The 16,352-nt window shown below is 64.8% G+C and carries 14 protein-coding genes; 8 read left to right on the top strand and 6 right to left on the bottom strand.

The window, feature by feature from the left end:
- Positions 1-112: 112 nt before the first annotated feature.
- Together CFE50_RS14830 and aguA are read left to right on the top strand one after the other, a co-directional pair.
- The gene (locus CFE50_RS14830) at positions 113-1,489 is read left to right on the top strand and encodes a glutamine synthetase family protein (RefSeq protein ID WP_241808055.1); all 1,377 of its coding nucleotides are present in this window, start codon (positions 113-115) and stop codon (positions 1,487-1,489) included.
- Positions 1,490-1,630: 141 nt separating this feature from the next.
- Complete coding sequence (gene aguA / locus CFE50_RS14835) at positions 1,631-2,728, top strand: agmatine deiminase (RefSeq protein ID WP_286734615.1); 1,098 nt, start codon at positions 1,631-1,633, stop codon at positions 2,726-2,728.
- Between the two features lie 60 nt (positions 2,729-2,788).
- On the opposite strand, the gene CFE50_RS14840 is transcribed toward aguA, so the two are convergent.
- The 3 genes from CFE50_RS14840 to desA all read right to left on the bottom strand — a co-directional run bounded on the left by CFE50_RS14840 (position 2,789) and on the right by desA (position 7,209).
- Complete coding sequence (locus tag CFE50_RS14840) at positions 2,789-4,150, bottom strand: OprD family porin (RefSeq protein ID WP_241808053.1); 1,362 nt, start codon at positions 4,148-4,150, stop codon at positions 2,789-2,791.
- Between the two features lie 774 nt (positions 4,151-4,924).
- Positions 4,925-5,902: a sensor domain-containing diguanylate cyclase gene (locus CFE50_RS14845; protein ID WP_027600873.1), complete on the bottom strand. Its 978-nt coding sequence runs from the start codon at positions 5,900-5,902 to the stop codon at positions 4,925-4,927.
- A gap of 113 nt (positions 5,903-6,015) precedes the next feature.
- A complete protein-coding gene (gene desA / locus CFE50_RS14850; RefSeq protein WP_241808052.1) occupies positions 6,016-7,209 on the bottom strand; it encodes a delta-9 fatty acid desaturase DesA in 1,194 nt (397 codons plus the stop codon).
- Positions 7,210-7,459: 250 nt separating this feature from the next.
- Between desA and oscA the strand changes: the two genes are divergently transcribed.
- The 6 genes from oscA to CFE50_RS14880 all read left to right on the top strand — a co-directional run bounded on the left by oscA (position 7,460) and on the right by CFE50_RS14880 (position 13,188).
- Positions 7,460-7,645: a sulfur starvation response protein OscA gene (oscA, locus tag CFE50_RS14855; protein WP_286734619.1), complete on the top strand. Its 186-nt coding sequence runs from the start codon at positions 7,460-7,462 to the stop codon at positions 7,643-7,645.
- Positions 7,646-7,722: 77 nt separating this feature from the next.
- Complete coding sequence (locus CFE50_RS14860; RefSeq protein ID WP_241808050.1) at positions 7,723-8,724, top strand: sulfate ABC transporter substrate-binding protein; 1,002 nt, start codon at positions 7,723-7,725, stop codon at positions 8,722-8,724.
- A 106-nt stretch (positions 8,725-8,830) separates the two neighbouring features.
- Positions 8,831-9,643 carry a sulfate ABC transporter permease subunit CysT gene (gene cysT, locus CFE50_RS14865; protein ID WP_027600152.1) on the top strand — a complete coding sequence of 271 codons (813 nt, stop codon included), beginning with the start codon at positions 8,831-8,833 and terminating at the stop codon, positions 9,641-9,643.
- A gap of 10 nt (positions 9,644-9,653) precedes the next feature.
- A complete protein-coding gene (cysW, locus tag CFE50_RS14870) occupies positions 9,654-10,520 on the top strand; it encodes a sulfate ABC transporter permease subunit CysW (RefSeq protein WP_241808049.1) in 867 nt (288 codons plus the stop codon).
- A 6-nt stretch (positions 10,521-10,526) separates the two neighbouring features.
- Positions 10,527-11,495: a sulfate/molybdate ABC transporter ATP-binding protein gene (locus tag CFE50_RS14875; protein WP_145155173.1), complete on the top strand. Its 969-nt coding sequence runs from the start codon at positions 10,527-10,529 to the stop codon at positions 11,493-11,495.
- Between the two features lie 256 nt (positions 11,496-11,751).
- Positions 11,752-13,188 carry a methyl-accepting chemotaxis protein gene (locus CFE50_RS14880; protein WP_502694704.1) on the top strand — a complete coding sequence of 479 codons (1,437 nt, stop codon included), beginning with the start codon at positions 11,752-11,754 and terminating at the stop codon, positions 13,186-13,188.
- Here the strand turns inward: CFE50_RS14880 and CFE50_RS14885 are convergent.
- The 3 genes from CFE50_RS14885 to CFE50_RS14895 all read right to left on the bottom strand — a co-directional run.
- Positions 13,185-14,381: an HDOD domain-containing protein gene (locus CFE50_RS14885; RefSeq protein WP_241808048.1), complete on the bottom strand. Its 1,197-nt coding sequence runs from the start codon at positions 14,379-14,381 to the stop codon at positions 13,185-13,187. The two genes, CFE50_RS14880 and CFE50_RS14885, sit on opposite strands and share 4 nt — an antisense overlap.
- A 113-nt stretch (positions 14,382-14,494) precedes the next feature.
- Positions 14,495-15,775, bottom strand: a complete 1,281-nt coding sequence (gabT, locus tag CFE50_RS14890) for a 4-aminobutyrate--2-oxoglutarate transaminase (RefSeq protein ID WP_241808047.1) — start codon at positions 15,773-15,775, stop codon at positions 14,495-14,497.
- 233 nt (positions 15,776-16,008) lie between these two features.
- The coding region (locus tag CFE50_RS14895) for an aldehyde dehydrogenase family protein (protein WP_286734627.1) at positions 16,009-16,352 on the bottom strand (344 nt) is incomplete at its 5' end.

Below are 16,352 nucleotides of genomic sequence, written 5' to 3' on the forward strand. Positions count from 1 at the left end.
TCGGATCGACAGCGGGCACTCGTGCCCTCACTGCGGTTGGCCCACTGGGCAAACAGGCGCATCAGGCGCTAACCGTTTTGTCGAGCGCAGCCAAAAGCAAAGGTGTTTCATCATGTCGGTACCCCCGCGTGCCGTTCGTTTGGATGAAGCGACCGACTTCCTCAGGGAACACCCTGAGGTCCAGTTCGTCGATCTTCTGATTGCGGATATGAATGGCGTGGTGCGTGGCAAACGCATCGAGCGCAACAATCTGCCCAAAGTCTTCGAGAAAGGAATCAACCTCCCCGCTTCGCTGTTTGCCCTCGACATCACCGGCTCCACCGTCGAAAGCACCGGTCTCGGCCTCGACATCGGCGACGCCGACCGCGTCTGCTTCCCCATCACCGACACCCTCTCCATGGAGCCCTGGCAGAAGCGCCCCACCGCGCAGCTGCTGATGACCATGCACGAGATGGAAGGCGAGCCCTTCTTCGCCGACCCCCGCGAGGTCCTGCGCCAGGTCGTCCAGCGTTTCGACGCGCTCGGACTCACGGTGTGCGCCGCCTTCGAGCTGGAGTTCTATCTGATCGATCAGGAGAACATCAACGGCCGCCCGCAACCGCCGCGTTCGCCCATTTCCGGCAAGCGTCCCCAGTCGGTCCAGGTCTACTCCATGGACGACCTGGACGAATACGCGGACTGCCTGCAGGACATCATCGACGGCGCCCGCGCCCAGGGCATTCCGGCCGACGCCATCGTCGCCGAATCGGCTCCGGCGCAATTCGAGGTCAACCTCAATCACGTCGCCGATCCGATCAAGGCCTGCGACTACGCCGTGCTGCTCAAGCGCCTGATCAAGAACGTCGCCTACGACCATGAGATGGACACCACCTTCATGGCCAAGCCCTACCCGGGCCAGGCGGGCAACGGCCTGCACGTGCATATCTCCCTGCTGGACAAGGAAGGCCGCAACATCTTCGCCGGCGAGGATCCCGAGCAGAACGCCGCATTGCGTCATGCCATCGGCGGTGTGCTCGAGACCCTACCCGCCTGCATGGCCTTCCTCTGCCCCAATGTGAACAGCTATCGCCGCTTCGGCTCGCAGTTCTTCGTGCCCAATGCGCCGAGCTGGGGCCTGGACAACCGCACCACCGCCCTGCGCGTCCCCACCGGCACGCCCGAGGCGCACCGCATCGAGCATCGGGTGGCTGGTGCCGATGCCAACCCCTACCTGCTGCTGGCCGGCGTCCTGGCCGGCGTGCACCATGGCCTGACCCGGCAGATCGAGCCCGGCCCGGTCACTGAGGGCAACTCCTACGAGCAGCACGAGCAGAGCCTGCCGAACAACCTGCGCGATGCCTTGCGCTATCTGGACGACAGCTCGGTGATGGCGGAGTACATCGATCCGAAGTACATCGACATCTTCGTCGCCTGCAAGGAACACGAGCTGGAGGAGTTCGAGCACTCCATCTCCGACCTCGAGTACAACTGGTACCTGCACACCGTGTAAGCGCCAGCCTGCCGACCGGTCCCGCACCGGTCGGCAGGCTGTCCGGCGGTACTGCTGGCGCCCTGCGCGTGTTCACGCCGGTGGCGCCCTTTCGATCTTTCCCTTATCAGCCCACGACGACTCTGGACGGAGAGCCTCGCCATGACCACCCTCACCACGCCGCGTGCCGACGGCTTCCACATGCCGGCTGAATGGGCCGACCAGCGCCAGATCTGGATGATCTGGCCCGAGCGCCCGGACAACTGGCGCCTGGGCGGCAAGCCCGCCCAGGCCGCCTTCACTGCCGTCGCCCAGGCCATCGCCCGCTTCGAGCCGGTCACCGTCGGCGCCTCGGCGCAGCAATACGAGAATGCCCGTGCCCGCTTGCAGCACCCGCATATCCGCGTGGTGGAAATCAGCAATGACGACGCCTGGTGCCGCGACACCGGCCCGACCTTCGTCAGCGATGGCCAGGGCGGCGTGCGCGGGGTGGACTGGAGCTTCAACGCCTGGGGTGGCCTGGATGGCGGTCTCTATTTCCCCTGGCAGCGCGATGACCAGGTGGCCGGCAAGATCCTGGCGATCGAGAGCCTGCCGGGCTATCGCACCCCGGACTTCGTCCTTGAAGGTGGCTCCATCCACGTCGACGGCGAAGGCACCCTGATCACCACCGAGGAATGTCTGCTCAACGCCAATCGCAATCCGCACCTGGATCGCGAGACGATTGAGCGCTACCTGAGCGACTATCTGGCGGTGGACAAGGTCATCTGGCTGCCCCACGGTCTCTACAACGACGAGACCAACGGCCACGTGGACAACTTCTGCTGCTACGTGCGTCCGGGTGAGGTGCTGCTGAGCTGGTGCGACGACCAGGCCGATCCCAACTACAGCCGCTGCCGTGAGGCGCTGGCCGTGCTGGAACGCGAAACCGATGCCCGCGGCCGCACCTTCAAGGTGCATCGGATCGTCACGCCGGGCCCGCTGTTCGCCAGCGAAGAGGAATGCCGTGACGTGGATGCCTGCCTTGGCACCCAGCCACGCCGGGCCGGCGAGCGGCTGGCCGCGTCCTACGTCAACTTCCTGATCGTCAACGGTGGCATCATCGCCCCGACCTTTGGCGTTCCCGAGGATGCCGAGGCGCTGCGCACCCTGCAGGCCTGTTTCCCGGAGCACGAGGTGGTGCAGGTCCCCGGGCGCGAGATCCTGCTGGGCGGTGGCAACATCCACTGCATCACCCAGCAGCAGCCGACCGGTCGCTAATTTCCGGCGGAAACGAAAAAGCCCGTCTCGCGACGGGCTTTTTCTTGACCTGAGCGCGACTTAGAGCAGCGGCAGGGTGTAGCTGAGGATCAGACGGTTTTCGTCCTGATCACGCTGGGTAGCGGCCGGCAGGTCGGTACGGTACATCGCATTACGCCAGGTCAGGCCCAGACCTTTCAGCTGGCCCTCCGGAATGACGTAGCTGACGGTCAGGTCGCGTTCCCACTCCATGGAGTCACCCGCTGCAGTGCGGATGTTGTCGCCACGCTGATAGATGACGCCGGCAGTCAGGCCCTTGGCGCCCAGCTGACCGAAGTCGTAGGAGTAGCGAGCTTGCCAGGTGTCTTCGCCCGAACGGGTGAAGTTGTTGATCTGAATATCGGTGATGGTGTAGGTCGAAGCACCGCCCGCCTGGTTCAGATACGGGAAGTTGCTGTCGCCGCTGGTGCTCTGGTAGCCCAGGCCCAGGGTGTGACCGTAGATGGAGTAGGTGAACAGGCCGCTGTAGAGACGGTTGTCCACTTCGCCACGGGTACGGGTGCCGCCGTAGTAGCCGCTGGCGCCGTACAGGGCAGCCTGGGTGTCGGCGTCCTTGTTGTTGCCGTCGCCCTTGCTGTTGAAGTAGCGCAGGTCGGTCTTGAAGGTACCGTCGCCCAGCTTGACCGCATGGGTCAGGCCCAGGAAGTGCTGGTTGTAGAAGTCTTCCAGCTGACCGAAGTAGTACTGCAGGGTCAGGTCTTTGGTGACCTTGTAGTCACCGCCGATGAAGTTGAACTTGTTGCTGTCACGCGCAGTGGAACCGCTGTTGGACCCCGCGATGGACAGTTGGTCCTGATCGGTGGAGTTACGGTTCTTGGCGCTCTGCAGCTGGCCGCCAGTCAGGGTCAGGTTCTTGATGTCCTTGGACGTCACCTGGGCGCCTTGGTAGGTCTGCGGCAGCAGACGCCCGTCGTTGAAGACCACGACCGGCAGCTTGGGCATCAGGGTGCCGTAGCGGAATTCGGTCTCGGAAATCTTCATCTTGGCGGTCGCGCCAACGCTGGAGAATTCATCAACGGAGCTGTTGTCGGTCTCGCGCGGGAACATGGTGCCCGGCTGATTGGAGTTGGTGGCACGACCGGCATGGCCGCTGCCGTCGAGGCGCAGGCCCAGCATGCCGATGGCGTCAACGCCGAAACCCACGGTGCCCTGGGTGAAGCCCGACTGATAGTTCAGCAGGAAGCCCTGACCCCACTCCTCAACCTTGGAGGGGTTCCGTGCAGCATAGGAAGCCTCGTTGCGGTTGTCGTTGTTGTAATAGAAGTTGCGCAGGCTGAGGGTTGCTTTGCTGTCCTCGATGAAGCCGGCAGCGTTGGCAGCGGCAATGACGGACAGGTTCAGACAGGCCGCGGAGACCGCGACCACCAGTGGCTTCTTGACCATGTGTGCTCCAGGGGTGAATCGTTGTTATGCAGCCACCAGAGGTGTCAGCGCCTGCTGGTGGTATGCCCGACGGGCCGTGCGGAAGGGAAAGCTAGAGGGCTTTTGTTTCAATTTGGAGAATTATCCCGGGCCTGGTCGACTTTTAAGTTGCGACCTCCAGCACAGGGTCCCTGCCACCGTCTTCCACGTTGCGAAAGCTAATTGCAAAAAAGCATTTCGTCTAGCGATACCTGGTTGAAAACCCGCCCTGTGGTCTTCCGCTCTGACTGTTCGGTCATGACCCGAGGGAACCTGCGCTGCCCACCCCCTGGGAAAGGTTTGCCTTTTGCTGGGAAACCAGCCCTTCCAACCCAGCGCCGCGACGCTCTAGGACGGACCTTTCGAAGAATTTTTAATAGCCTTTCGGCCAGCTACTCTTGGCCCGCGAGCCCTGAATCCAAATGAATTCCGTTCTTCTTCAAGGACTTGTAATTTTTTGCAACTGACCTGCCAGCCGATTTCCGCAGGAGTCGAGCGCTTTCGGTGCTGACTGGGCGCCGCCTGCCTTGCAACAAAAGTCTTTCCAATCGGCGCGGTGGCCCTTTTCAGCCTGCAGGCCAGGCAATGGCGGCACGCTGAAGTGAGAGGTCAGCGAATCAAGGGAGACGATGGCGTCAACATTGGAGAGGCCAGGAAGCCACCCGACTGGCAGGACAGCGGAGCCGCAGCGCGCACAGCTGACAGAATCGGCGGCCAGGCTACCCCGGATATCGCCGAGCCGCCTGGCAGGGGACTTCAGCCCTGGACGATCTGGTCCTTGCCCTGGCGCTTGGCCCGGTACATGGCTTCGTCCGCCCGGACATAAAGGGTGTCGAGGGACTCGTCGCCCTCGCGCAGGACGGTGACGCCCTGACTGATGGTGACCTTCAGCGGCCCCTCGGCCGTGGGCACCGCCAGTTGCCGCACGGCCCGTTGCAGGCGTCCGCCGATTTGCAGTGCCAGGTCGCTGTCGCAACCCGGCAGCAGCAGGGCGAATTCCTCGCCCCCGATACGGCCGAACAGATCGCCCCGGCGCGTGGTCTGGGCACCGCATTCGGCAACACGCTGTAACACTTGATCACCCATCTGGTGACCGAAGCGGTCGTTGATCTTCTTGAAGTCGTCGATGTCGAGCAGCAGGAAGGCTAAAGGCTCGCCTTCGTTCTGGGCGAATTCGAAGGCGCGCTGGGCACTTTCGAAGAAATGCCTGCGGTTGCTGCTGCGCGTCAGCACATCGGTGGTGGCGAGCCGCTGCAGCTCTTCCTCCATGCGCTTCTTGTCGGTGATGTCTTCGGCGATGCCGACCACCAGCAGCGGCATGCCGGCTTCGCTGCGCTGACTGACGAAGCACTTGTCGCTGAGCCAGCGGATCTCCCCGTCGGCGCGGATGATGCGGTACTCGCGCGACTCCACGGCGCCCTGCTCGATCACCTGTTCCAGGGTGCGCTGAGCGTATTCCAGGTCGTCGGGATAGATGTTGTTGAGCCAGGTGCTGTAGTCGCTCAGGACCAGCGACTGGGAGCGACCAAAGATCTGCTCGTAGGCGGGGCTGACATAGATGATCTGGCGGTTGCGCCAATCCAGCGCCCAGAGTACGGCATTGACGCTTTCCAGCAGGGCGCTGAAGAGCTGCTCACGATCACGCAGGCGATCTGCCTCGGCCCGCGAGTGCAGGAGAGCCAGAAGATTCTCTTCCGGGGTGGGAAGAGCAGACAGTGGGGGTTGTTCATCCATATACATATGCGCCTACGCGGGGTCCTGAGGGAGTTAGAGACAGCTGAAACCAGCCTGGTTCAATCCCCGCATAGGGCAGCCCACCGCTTCGGTGGGCTTTTGTGAAGCCTTTCTCAGGCGGTTCCGGCCGGCCGCAGGGAATAGGTTTTCAGCTGTTCGGCGAATTCGCGCAGGGACTGGATACCACTGGCTTCGGCCTCGCCGATCCACTGCCGGGTCGCGGCCAGCATGTCATGGCCATTGGCACTGGTCCGGGCCCAGATCTGCTGCAGCGCGAGGCGCTTTTCGTAGATCAGCTTCAGCGCCTGGCTGTGCTCGAGCAATTCGTCGATGCGCACCTGGTGACGCGCCTTGAGCAGGCTGGTCTCGCGGGCCAGCAACCCGCGGGCACGGCGGAACAACGGGCGCTGGGAGGGCGCGGCGCTGCCCCGCTCCTGCCGCAGCAGCGGGCCGATCACCTGCTTGCGATACTGGGCCATGATCTGGAAGCGGTTGTTGAGGATGGCCATGGCGGTGTCCATGTCCAGTTGCCCCTTCCCTTCGATGCGATGGGCGATCGGTGCGACGCGATTGACCTTGGCCAGGTGCAGCCAGGTGAACAGCTTGATCCAGGCCCAGCCCATGTCGAATTCCCAGCGCTTGACCGACAGCTTGGCCGAATTGGGATAGGTGTGGTGATTGTTGTGCAGCTCTTCGCCACCGATGACGATGCCCCAGGGGATGAGGTTGGTGGCGGCGTCGCGGCATTCGAAGTTGCGATAGCCCACGGCATGGCCCAGGCCATTGACCACGCCCGCGGCCCAGAAGGGAATCCAGACCATCTGCACCGCCCAGACCGTGAGACCCAGGGCGCCGAACAGGGCGATGTCGATCAGCAGCATCAGCACCACGCCCATATTACGGGTGCGCGGATTGGAATAGAGCTTGCGCTCGATCCAGTCGTCCGGGCAGTTCTTGCCATAGATGCGCAGGGTGTCGGCGTTGTTGGCCTCCGCCTTGTACAGCTCGGCGCCGCGCCGGACCACGGTGGCCAGGCCTTTGTGCACCGGACTGTGGGGGTCCTCTTCGGTTTCGCACTTGGCGTGGTGCTTACGGTGGATGGCGGTCCACTCGCGGGTGTTCATTGCCGTGGTCAGCCACAGCCAGAAGCGGAAGGCGTGCTTGAGCGCGGGATGCAGCTCCAGCGAGCGGTGGGCGGAGTAGCGATGCAGGTAGACGGTGACACTGACAATGGTCAGGTGGGTCAGCAGCAGGGTGACCACCACCAGTTGCCAGACCGACAGGTCGAGCAGGCCGTTGTAGCTCATGGACGCAGAGGACCTCGCGCGGGTTGTGTAGTGCAACTGTCACGGAAAGTTCAGTGAACAGGCGTTCGCGCATTATTGCCGGGGCGGGCGATAAATCCAGCCCTCCCTTTTGCTACACAACGTGTCCTTCACAGACTGCTAATTCTAAAAGTGAATAAACAAAGCATTATTAGCAATTTTAAGAAATAAAGATCGGCATCCTAAGATGGCCTACCTCTTCGCCCATCTCTGCTTCCGAGGACGCCATCCCATGAGCTCCGTTCCGTTCCGCAGCCTGGAAAACCAGGACGAAAGCGCACTGCTCCGCGATATCCAGCAGGCTTTGCGCGGACTCAGGTTCGGCGCCATCGAGATCACCGTGCACAACGGGCAGGTGGTGCAGATCGAGCGCAAGGAAAAATTCCGGCCCCAGAGCGGCCACACCAACAAGCATTGAGTTCTCGAGGTCAGCGGACGAGCGGGCAAGGTGCCCGCCAGACGGTGTCCGGCTTTCTCACGTAAAGGAGCCTTTTCATGTCGATTCGCCGTTTCGCCCTGGCCGCGCTGGCCGGTGCCCTGTTCGCCACCCAGGTCCACGCCGTTGAATTGCTCAACGTCTCCTACGATCCGACCCGCGAGCTCTACCAGCAGTACAACGCCGCCTTCGCCAAGCACTGGAAGGCCGAGACCGGCGAAGACGTGACCATCAAGAATTCCCATGGCGGCTCCGGCAAGCAGGCGCGCTCGGTGATCGATGGCCTGCAGGCGGATGTGGTGACCCTGGCGCTGTCCGGCGACATCGACGCCCTCAATCTGCACCAGCAGCTGGTCGATCCCAACTGGCAGAAGCGTCTGGCGGACAACAGCACCCCCTACACCTCGACCATCGTCTTCCTGGTGCGCAAGGGTAATCCCAAGGGCATCAAGGACTGGGACGACCTGGTGAAGAAGGACGTCCAGGTCATCACCCCCAATCCCAAGACCTCTGGCGGCGCCCGCTGGAACTTCCTCGCCGCCTGGGCCTATGCCAAGGCCAAGTACGGCAGCGATGCCGAGGCGCTCAAGTTCGTCACCGAGCTCTATCGCCACGCCCCGGTGCTGGACACCGGCGCGCGCGGCGCCACCATCAGCTTCGTGCAGCGTCAACTGGGCGACGTGCTGATCGCCTGGGAAAACGAAGCCTATCTGTCGCTCAAGGAAGAAGGCGGCGATCAGCTGGAGATCGTCACCCCGTCGCTGTCGATCCTGGCCGAGCCCCCGGTGGCGGTGGTGGACAAGGTGGTCGACAAGAAGGGTACCCGCAAACAGGCCGAGGCCTATTTGCAGTATCTCTACAGCCCCGAGGGCCAGCGCATCGCCGCGCAGAACTTCTATCGTCCCCGCGATGCCAAGGTGGCGGCGGAATTCAAGGATCAGTTCAAGCCGGTCAAGCTGGTGACCATCGACCAGGAATTCGGCGGCTGGAAAGAGGCGCAGCCCAAGTACTTCGCCGACGGCGGAGTGTTCGACAAGATCTTCGCCGACATCAACAAATAGCGCCCTGGCCGGGACGGCTCACGCTGACCGGCCCGGAACAGGTATCGTTCCACCCCTCTGCGCCCTGGCGAATGCATCGCCGGGGCGCCTTGCAGAAGGACGTCTCATGTCTCGCCGTCTCTCCCCGGTCATACCCGGCTTCGGGTTGACCCTGGGATTTTCCCTGACCTACCTCGCGCTGATCGTGCTGATCCCGCTGGGCGCCATGTTCCTCCACGCCAGCCAGCTGACCCTTGGGCAGTTCTGGTCGCTGATCACCGGGCGCCAGGTGCTGGCCGCGCTGCAGCTGTCCTTTGGCACGGCCCTGCTCGCCGCCTTCGTCAACGGCATCCTCGGCACCCTGCTGGCCTGGGTGCTGGTGCGCTACGAGTTTCCCGGGCGCAAGCTGATCGATGCCATGGTCGACCTGCCCTTCGCTCTGCCCACCGCGGTTGCCGGCATCGCCCTGACCGCCCTCTATGCGCCCAACGGCCTGATCGGTTCGCTGTTTCCCTTCAAGATCGCCTATACCCCGATCGGCATCACCCTGGCGCTGATCTTCGTCACCCTGCCGTTCGTGGTGCGCACCCTGCAGCCGGTGCTGGCGGACATCCCCAAGGAGATCGAGGAAGCCGCCACCTGCCTGGGCGCGCGCCCCTGGCAGGTGTTTCGCTATGTGCTGGTGCCGACCCTGCTGCCGGCCTGGCTGACCGGCTTCGCCCTGGCTTTCGCCCGCGGCGTGGGCGAGTACGGTTCGGTGGTGTTCATCGCCGGCAACATCCCGTTCAAGACCGAGATCCTGCCGCTGCTCATCGTCTCCAAGCTGGACCAGTACGACTACACCGGCGCCACCGGCATCGGCGTGTTCATGCTGCTGGTGTCCTTTGTCATGCTGCTGCTGATCAACATCCTGCAGCGCCGCATCCAGCCCAACATCTAAGGACGTCCGCATGAGCCTCATGACTTCCACCAAGGCCGATGCGCGCGCCAACAAGCAGCGCACCCCGGTGGCCATCGCGCTGATCGCCAGCGCCTGGCTGATCTTCCTGCTGGTCCTGGTGCTGCCGCTGTACATGGTGCTGAGCCAGGGCCTGGCCAACGGCATCGGTGCCTTCTGGGACGCCATCAGCGAACCGGATGCGCTCTCGGCGCTCAAGCTGACGCTGTTCGCCACCGCCATCTCGGTGCCCCTGAACCTGGCCTTCGGCCTGGCCGCGGCCTGGTGCGTCACCAAGTTCGAATTCACCGGCAAGAGTCTGCTGATCACCCTGATCGACCTGCCCTTCTCGGTTTCGCCGGTGATCGCCGGTCTCATCTATGTGTTGCTGTTCGGTGCCCAGGGGCTGATGGGGCCCTACCTGCAAAGCGTAAACGTACAGATCGTCTTCGCCGTGCCCGGCATCGTGCTGGCGACCATCTTCGTCACCTTTCCCTATGTGGCCCGCGAACTGATCCCGCTGATGCAGGAACAGGGCACCCAGGAGGAAGAGGCGGCGCGCCTGCTGGGCGCCAGCGGCTGGCAACTGTTCTGGCACGTGACCCTGCCCAATGTGAAATGGGCGCTGATCTATGGCGTGGTGCTCTGTACCGCCCGGGCCATGGGCGAGTTCGGCGCGGTGTCGGTGGTCTCCGGCCATATCCGCGGTCTGACCAACACCCTGCCGCTGCACATCGAGATTCTCTACAACGAATACAACATCGTCGCCGCCTTCAGCGTGGCGATCCTGCTGCTGATGATGGCCCTGGTGATCCTGCTGCTGCGGCAGTGGAGCGAGAGTCGCCTGAGCCGCCAACTGCAGCACCGTGACGAGGAATAAGGCGCCATGAGTATCGAGATCCAGGGCATCAACAAGAGGTTTGGCGCCTTCCAGGCGCTCAAGGACATCAACCTGCACATCGAGAGTGGCGAGCTGGTCGCCCTGCTCGGCCCCTCGGGCTGCGGCAAGACCACCCTGCTGCGTATCATCGCCGGCCTGGAAGCGCCGGACACCGGCAACATCGGCTTCCATGGCGAGGACGTCTCCGGGCGTGACGTGCGCGATCGCAACGTCGGCTTCGTCTTCCAGCACTACGCGCTGTTCCGCCACATGACGGTGTTCGACAACGTGGCCTTCGGCCTGCGCATGAAACCGCGCCGCGAACGGCCGAGCGAGGCGCAGATCGCCAGCAAGGTGCACGAACTGCTGAACATGGTGCAGCTCGACTGGCTGGCCGACCGCTATCCCGAGCAACTTTCCGGCGGTCAGCGCCAGCGCATCGCCCTGGCCCGCGCCCTGGCGGTGGAGCCCAAGATCCTGCTGCTCGACGAACCCTTCGGCGCCCTGGATGCCAAGGTGCGCAAGGAGCTGCGGCGCTGGCTGGCACGGCTGCACGAAGAGATCCACCTGACCTCGGTGTTCGTCACCCACGACCAGGAAGAAGCCATGGAGGTGGCCGACCGCATCGTGGTGATGAACAAGGGCCAGATCGAACAGGTCGGCTCGCCCGGCGAGGTCTACGAGCAGCCGGCGAGCGACTTCGTCTATCACTTCCTCGGCGATTCCAATCGCCTGGCCCTGGGCGAGCAGGAGGTGCTGTTCCGCCCGCACGAGGTGGAGCTGGAGCGTGAGCCGCGAGCGGGTTATCACGCCGCCGAAGTGCGCGACATCCGACCGCTGGGCGCCACCACCCGGGTCACCCTGAGGGTGCCGGAGCAGAGCGAGGTGATCGAGGTGGAGCTGGTCAAGGACCACCCGGTGCTGGCCGGGCTGCAACGGGGTGCGCCGCTGCATTTCCTGCCGCGTACGCCCTGATCCGCCACAGGCGGCTAAGACCAAAGTCGTAGCCGCCGGGACCAGACAGCGGTTGCAACCTCCGGAAAGCCGGCTCCATGATCGACGAAGCTGACAGCCGTCACACTTCGTATTAGATCGAGCAGAATAACAAGGAGGTCGCATGCCCAGGCGCTGGCTCGTCGTGTTGTCGCTTCACCTGGCCGTCCTCGTGGCGGCCTTGCTGTTCTGGCAGGGGCTGGCACTGCCTACCACTGTAGGCATTGGACTGGTCCTGATGGCCGCCCTCTGGCCCTGGTTGCTGCTGCGCAAGCCCGCGGCCCCCCCCGCTCCCATCCAGTCCTTCGATGAGCTGACCGGCGATCTCTCGCGCAGCACGGCGCGCAACGCCGTGGCCATCGCCGGGGTGGCTTTTGCCGCCCAGCAACTGGCGGCTCGAGTCCAGTCCCAGGCCAGCACGGCCGCGCAGATTTCCAGTAGCGCTTCCGCGCTCACTCAGACCGAGCACGACAGCGCCGACAGCGCCCGCCAGGCCCTGGCGGTGGCGCAACAGGTCCACCAGCGCAGCGAGGCCGGCCAGGATGCCCTGAGTACGGCGATCGCCGCTATCCGCGCCCTCAGCGAGCACGCCCGCCAGAGCCGCGAACTGATCGCTGGCCTGAGTGCCCGCACCGACAAGATCCAGCAGGTCACCGAGGTCATCCAGGGCATCGCCAGCCAGACCAACCTGCTGGCGCTCAATGCCGCCATCGAGGCCGCCCGGGCCGGCGAGCACGGGCGCGGTTTCGCGGTGGTCGCCGACGAGGTCAGGGGCCTGGCGGCGCGGACCTCCAGCGCGACCGGCGAGGTGGGGCTGATCGTCGCCGACATCAGCCAGCAGACCGACGCCGTGGTGGCACAGATCCAGGAACTGGCCCAGGCGCTGGAAGACGGCGTGCGCCAGGTCGAACGCACCGGCGAAGGCCTGCAGGAGATCGCCCAGCTGGCGCAGACCGCCGAGCGCCAGGCCGCGGACATCGCCCAGGGCACCTCGGCCAATCTCGCCCAGCTGGAAAGCCTGGCCCAGGCGGTGGAGCAGGTGCACAGCGATCTGGCCGCCAGCGAGCGCCAGACCAGCCGACTCAGCAGCGCCGCCGACGAACTGGTGGACATGGCCGAAGCCAGCAGCGAACGCCTGGCCGAGGTCGGCCTGGACGGCTATCACCAGCGCATCTTCGAACTGGCGCGCCAGGGCGCGGATGCCATCAGCCGGCGCTTCGAGGAAGACCTGGCCGCCGGGCGCATCACCCAGGAGGCCCTCTTCGACCGCCAGTACCAACCGGTGCCCGGCAGTCAGCCGGCCAAGTACCGCACCCGCTTCGACAGCTATACCGATGGCGTGCTACCGGCGATCCAGGAGCCGCTGCTGGATCAGCATCCCGGTCTGGTCTTTGCCATCGCCTGTACCCCGGAAGGCTATGTGCCCACCCACAACCGTGCCTTCGCCCATGCGCCCACCGGCGACGTGGCGGTGGATACCGCGCGCAGTCGCAGCAAGCGCCTGTTCAGCGACCGCACCGGCAAGCGCTGCGGCAGCCATCAGCGCCGCCTGCTGTTGCAGACCTACATGAGAGACACCGGCGAGGTGATGCACGACCTTTCGGTGCCGATCCTGGTGAATGGCCGGCACTGGGGTGGACTGCGCCTGGGCTATCGCCCTGACACCGGGCGCTAGCTCAGTTTGAGCTGGGTGACGGCCAGCTGCCAGACCGCCGCCTCCAGTCCCAGCATGCGCCCGGCCTTGTGCTCCAGCAGGGCTTCGACGGACTCGCCCGGGGCGGGATTCGCCGCCTGCGCCGCCAGGTGCAGGATCAGCGACGGCTTGGGCAACACGCCGTGCAGGCTGTGCACCGCGGCCACCAGCTCGCGCAACTCTAGCGGCAATCGCCAGTGCCGCTGCAATTCCGCGGAGAATTCCAGGCTGTAGCTCAGCAGCGCGCGCTCCAGCGTGGCCTCGTCGATGGCCCCACCCCCATCGCACCAGCGCTGCACGCCCTGCAGCACGGCCAGTTCACCCAGGCGGTGCAGCAGGCCGGCGGTATAGCAACGTTCGGCGTCTTCGCGCACATAGCGCAGCGCCAGCAGCCGGGCGCAATCGGCGGCGCGCTGGGCGAGGTGCAGATAGCCTTCGGCGCGTCCGGCCAGCAGCGGGTCGGCCAGGCGGGTCGCCCGCCGCAGGCTCAGGCCCAGGACCAGATTGAGGGTGAAGCCGACGCCCAGCCGCGGCAGGGCCTGGCTGAGGGTCTGGCAGGACTGGCCGACGCGCTGGGAGGCGCTGTTGGCCGCGGCGATCAGGGTCGCCGTGACCAGCGGATCCTGGCCGAATTCGGTTTCCAGTTCGCCCAGGCTGCAGCTTTCGCTCTCGCGGCAGCGCTGGATGATGGCGGGCAGATCGGCGAACAGCGGCACGGCGTCGATTTCGGCGGCCATGCGCTGCAGATGATCGTCCAGCGAGCCCAGGGCCGCGGCACTGGCTGCCTGAGCGGCGTCCCCGGCCGGCGGCAACAGACTGCGCAGACGGCGCAACACCTCTTCCGCCGCATAGGGTTTGACCAGATAGGCCGTTGGCGCCAGGCGCAGGGCGGCGCGCACATAGGCGGCATCGGAATGGTCGGACAACAGAATCACCGGCTGCAGCGGCTGGGCGCCGCGCTGGCGAATGCGCCGCAGCAGGTCGAGGCCGTCGCAGTCGGCCGGTCGCTCGACGATGATCAGGGCGCATCTCTTGCGCTGATCCAGTTCGGCGAGGGCCTGATAGCCATGGCCGTATTCATGGACCACGGCATCGGCGCGCACGGCCAGCACCAGCGACTTGAGCAGGTCACGGGTCCAGGGGTTGGCGTCGACGATGAGTATCAGGGGCGGCATCCCAACCCACTCCTGCTTGAGGAAAGCGAAGCGGCGGATGATGCGGCAAAGCGAGGTTTGTGCCAAGCGTGTCACAAAAAAACCGCCCTCTACAAGGGCGGTTTAGGCAGGACTCAGGCCAATTCGGCAAAACACTCGCCGATAATGGCCAAGCCGCGATCCAGCTCTTCGTCGCTGGCGGTCAGCGGCACCAGGATGCGCAGCACGTTGCCGTAGCTGCCGCAGCTCAGCAGGATCAGGCCTTTCTGGCGCGCCCGGACCACGATCTGGCTGGTCAGCTCGGCATCGGGCTGCTCGATGTCGCCGCCCTTGCCCAGCTCCATGGCGATCATGGCACCCAGGCCACGGACGTCGCAGATCTGCGCGTGCTTGGCGGCCAGTTCGCGCAGACCGGCAGTGAGGCGTTCGCCCACGGCCTTGGAGCGGTCCAGCAGGTTCTCTTCCTCGAAGGTCTCGATCACCGCCAGGGCCGCGGCGCAGGCGATGGGGCTGCCAGCGTAGGTGCCGCCCAGACCACCGGGGGTGACGGCATCCATCACCGTGGCGCGACCGGTCACGCCCGACAGCGGGAAGCCGCCGGCGATGGACTTGGCGAAGGTCACCAGATCGGCGTCGACGCCCATCTGCTCCATGGCGAAGAAGGTGCCGGTCCGGCCGGCGCCGGACTGGACTTCATCGGCGATCAGCAGGATGCCGTGGGTGTCGCACAGGGTGCGCAGGCGTTGCATGAATGCCTTGGGCGCGGCATAGAAGCCGCCCTCGCCCTGCACCGGCTCGAGGATGATGGCGGCGATGTCGCCGGGGGCGGCATCGTTCTTGAAGATGCGCTCGACGCTGGCGATGGCGTCATCGACGCTGATGCCGTGCAGTTCGCAGGGGAAGAGCGCGCGATAAACGCCGCCGGGCATCAGGCCCATGCCGGCCGAATAGGGCGCGACCTTGCCGGTCAGCGACAGGGTCATCATGGTGCGGCCGTGGTAGGCGCTGGAGAAGGCGATGACGCCGGCGCGCTGGGTGGCGGCGCGGGCGATCTTGACGGCGTTCTCCACAGCTTCGGAGCCGGAGTTGAACAGCGCGGTCTTTTTCGGGAAGTTGCCCGGCACCAGTTCGTTGAGCTTTTCGCACACCTCGACATAGGGCTCGTAGGCCAGCACCTGGAAGCAGGTGTGGGAGACCTTGGTCAGCTGCTCCTGTACGGCCGCCACCACGCGCGGATGCAGGTGGCCGGTGTTGAGCACGGCGATGCCGCCGGCGAAGTCCAGGAACTCGTTGCCCTCGACGTCCCAGACCTTGGCGTTCTCCGCGCGGGCGACGAAGATCGGGTGGGTCTGGCCGACGCCACGGGCGACAGCGGCACTGCGGCGGTGCATCAGGGAATCATTGGTGTGGCTCATTGCAGTCCTCGATGGCCGCTCATCGTGGCGGCCGGCTACGGGAAAGGCGCGGACCGGATTCCGGGCAGCATACGATGATCGACTGCCAACGGCCCGGCGTCCGCGCCGGGGGAAAGCTTTGAAGGGGGTGGCTCTATTGGGCTTCGACGATGGAGCCGTCTCAACCCAACCTACGGAAGTGCGTAGGTTGGGTTGAGCGCAGCGAAGCCCAACAGATCCAGCCGAAAGCGGGATCAGACGCCCAGGCAGAGGTACTTGATCTCGAGGTAGTCCTCGATGCCGTACTTGGAGCCTTCACGGCCCAGGCCCGAAGCCTTGACGCCGCCGAAGGGGGCGACTTCGTTGGAGATCAGGCCGGTGTTGATCCCGACCATGCCGTACTCCAGCGCCTCGGCCACGCGGAACACGCGGGACAGGTCGCGGGCATAGAAGTAGGAGGCCAGGCCGAATTCGGTGTCGTTGGCCAGCTCGATGACCTCGGCCTCGTCCTTGAAGCGGAACAGCGGCGCCAGCGGGCCGAAGGTCTCTTCCTTGGACACCTTGGCGCTCTTGGGCACGTCGGCGAGGATGGTCGGCT

This window comes from Pseudomonas sp. PGPPP4 (assembly GCF_002256045.1).
GTDB lineage: Bacteria > Pseudomonadota > Gammaproteobacteria > Pseudomonadales > Pseudomonadaceae > Chryseomonas > Chryseomonas oryzihabitans.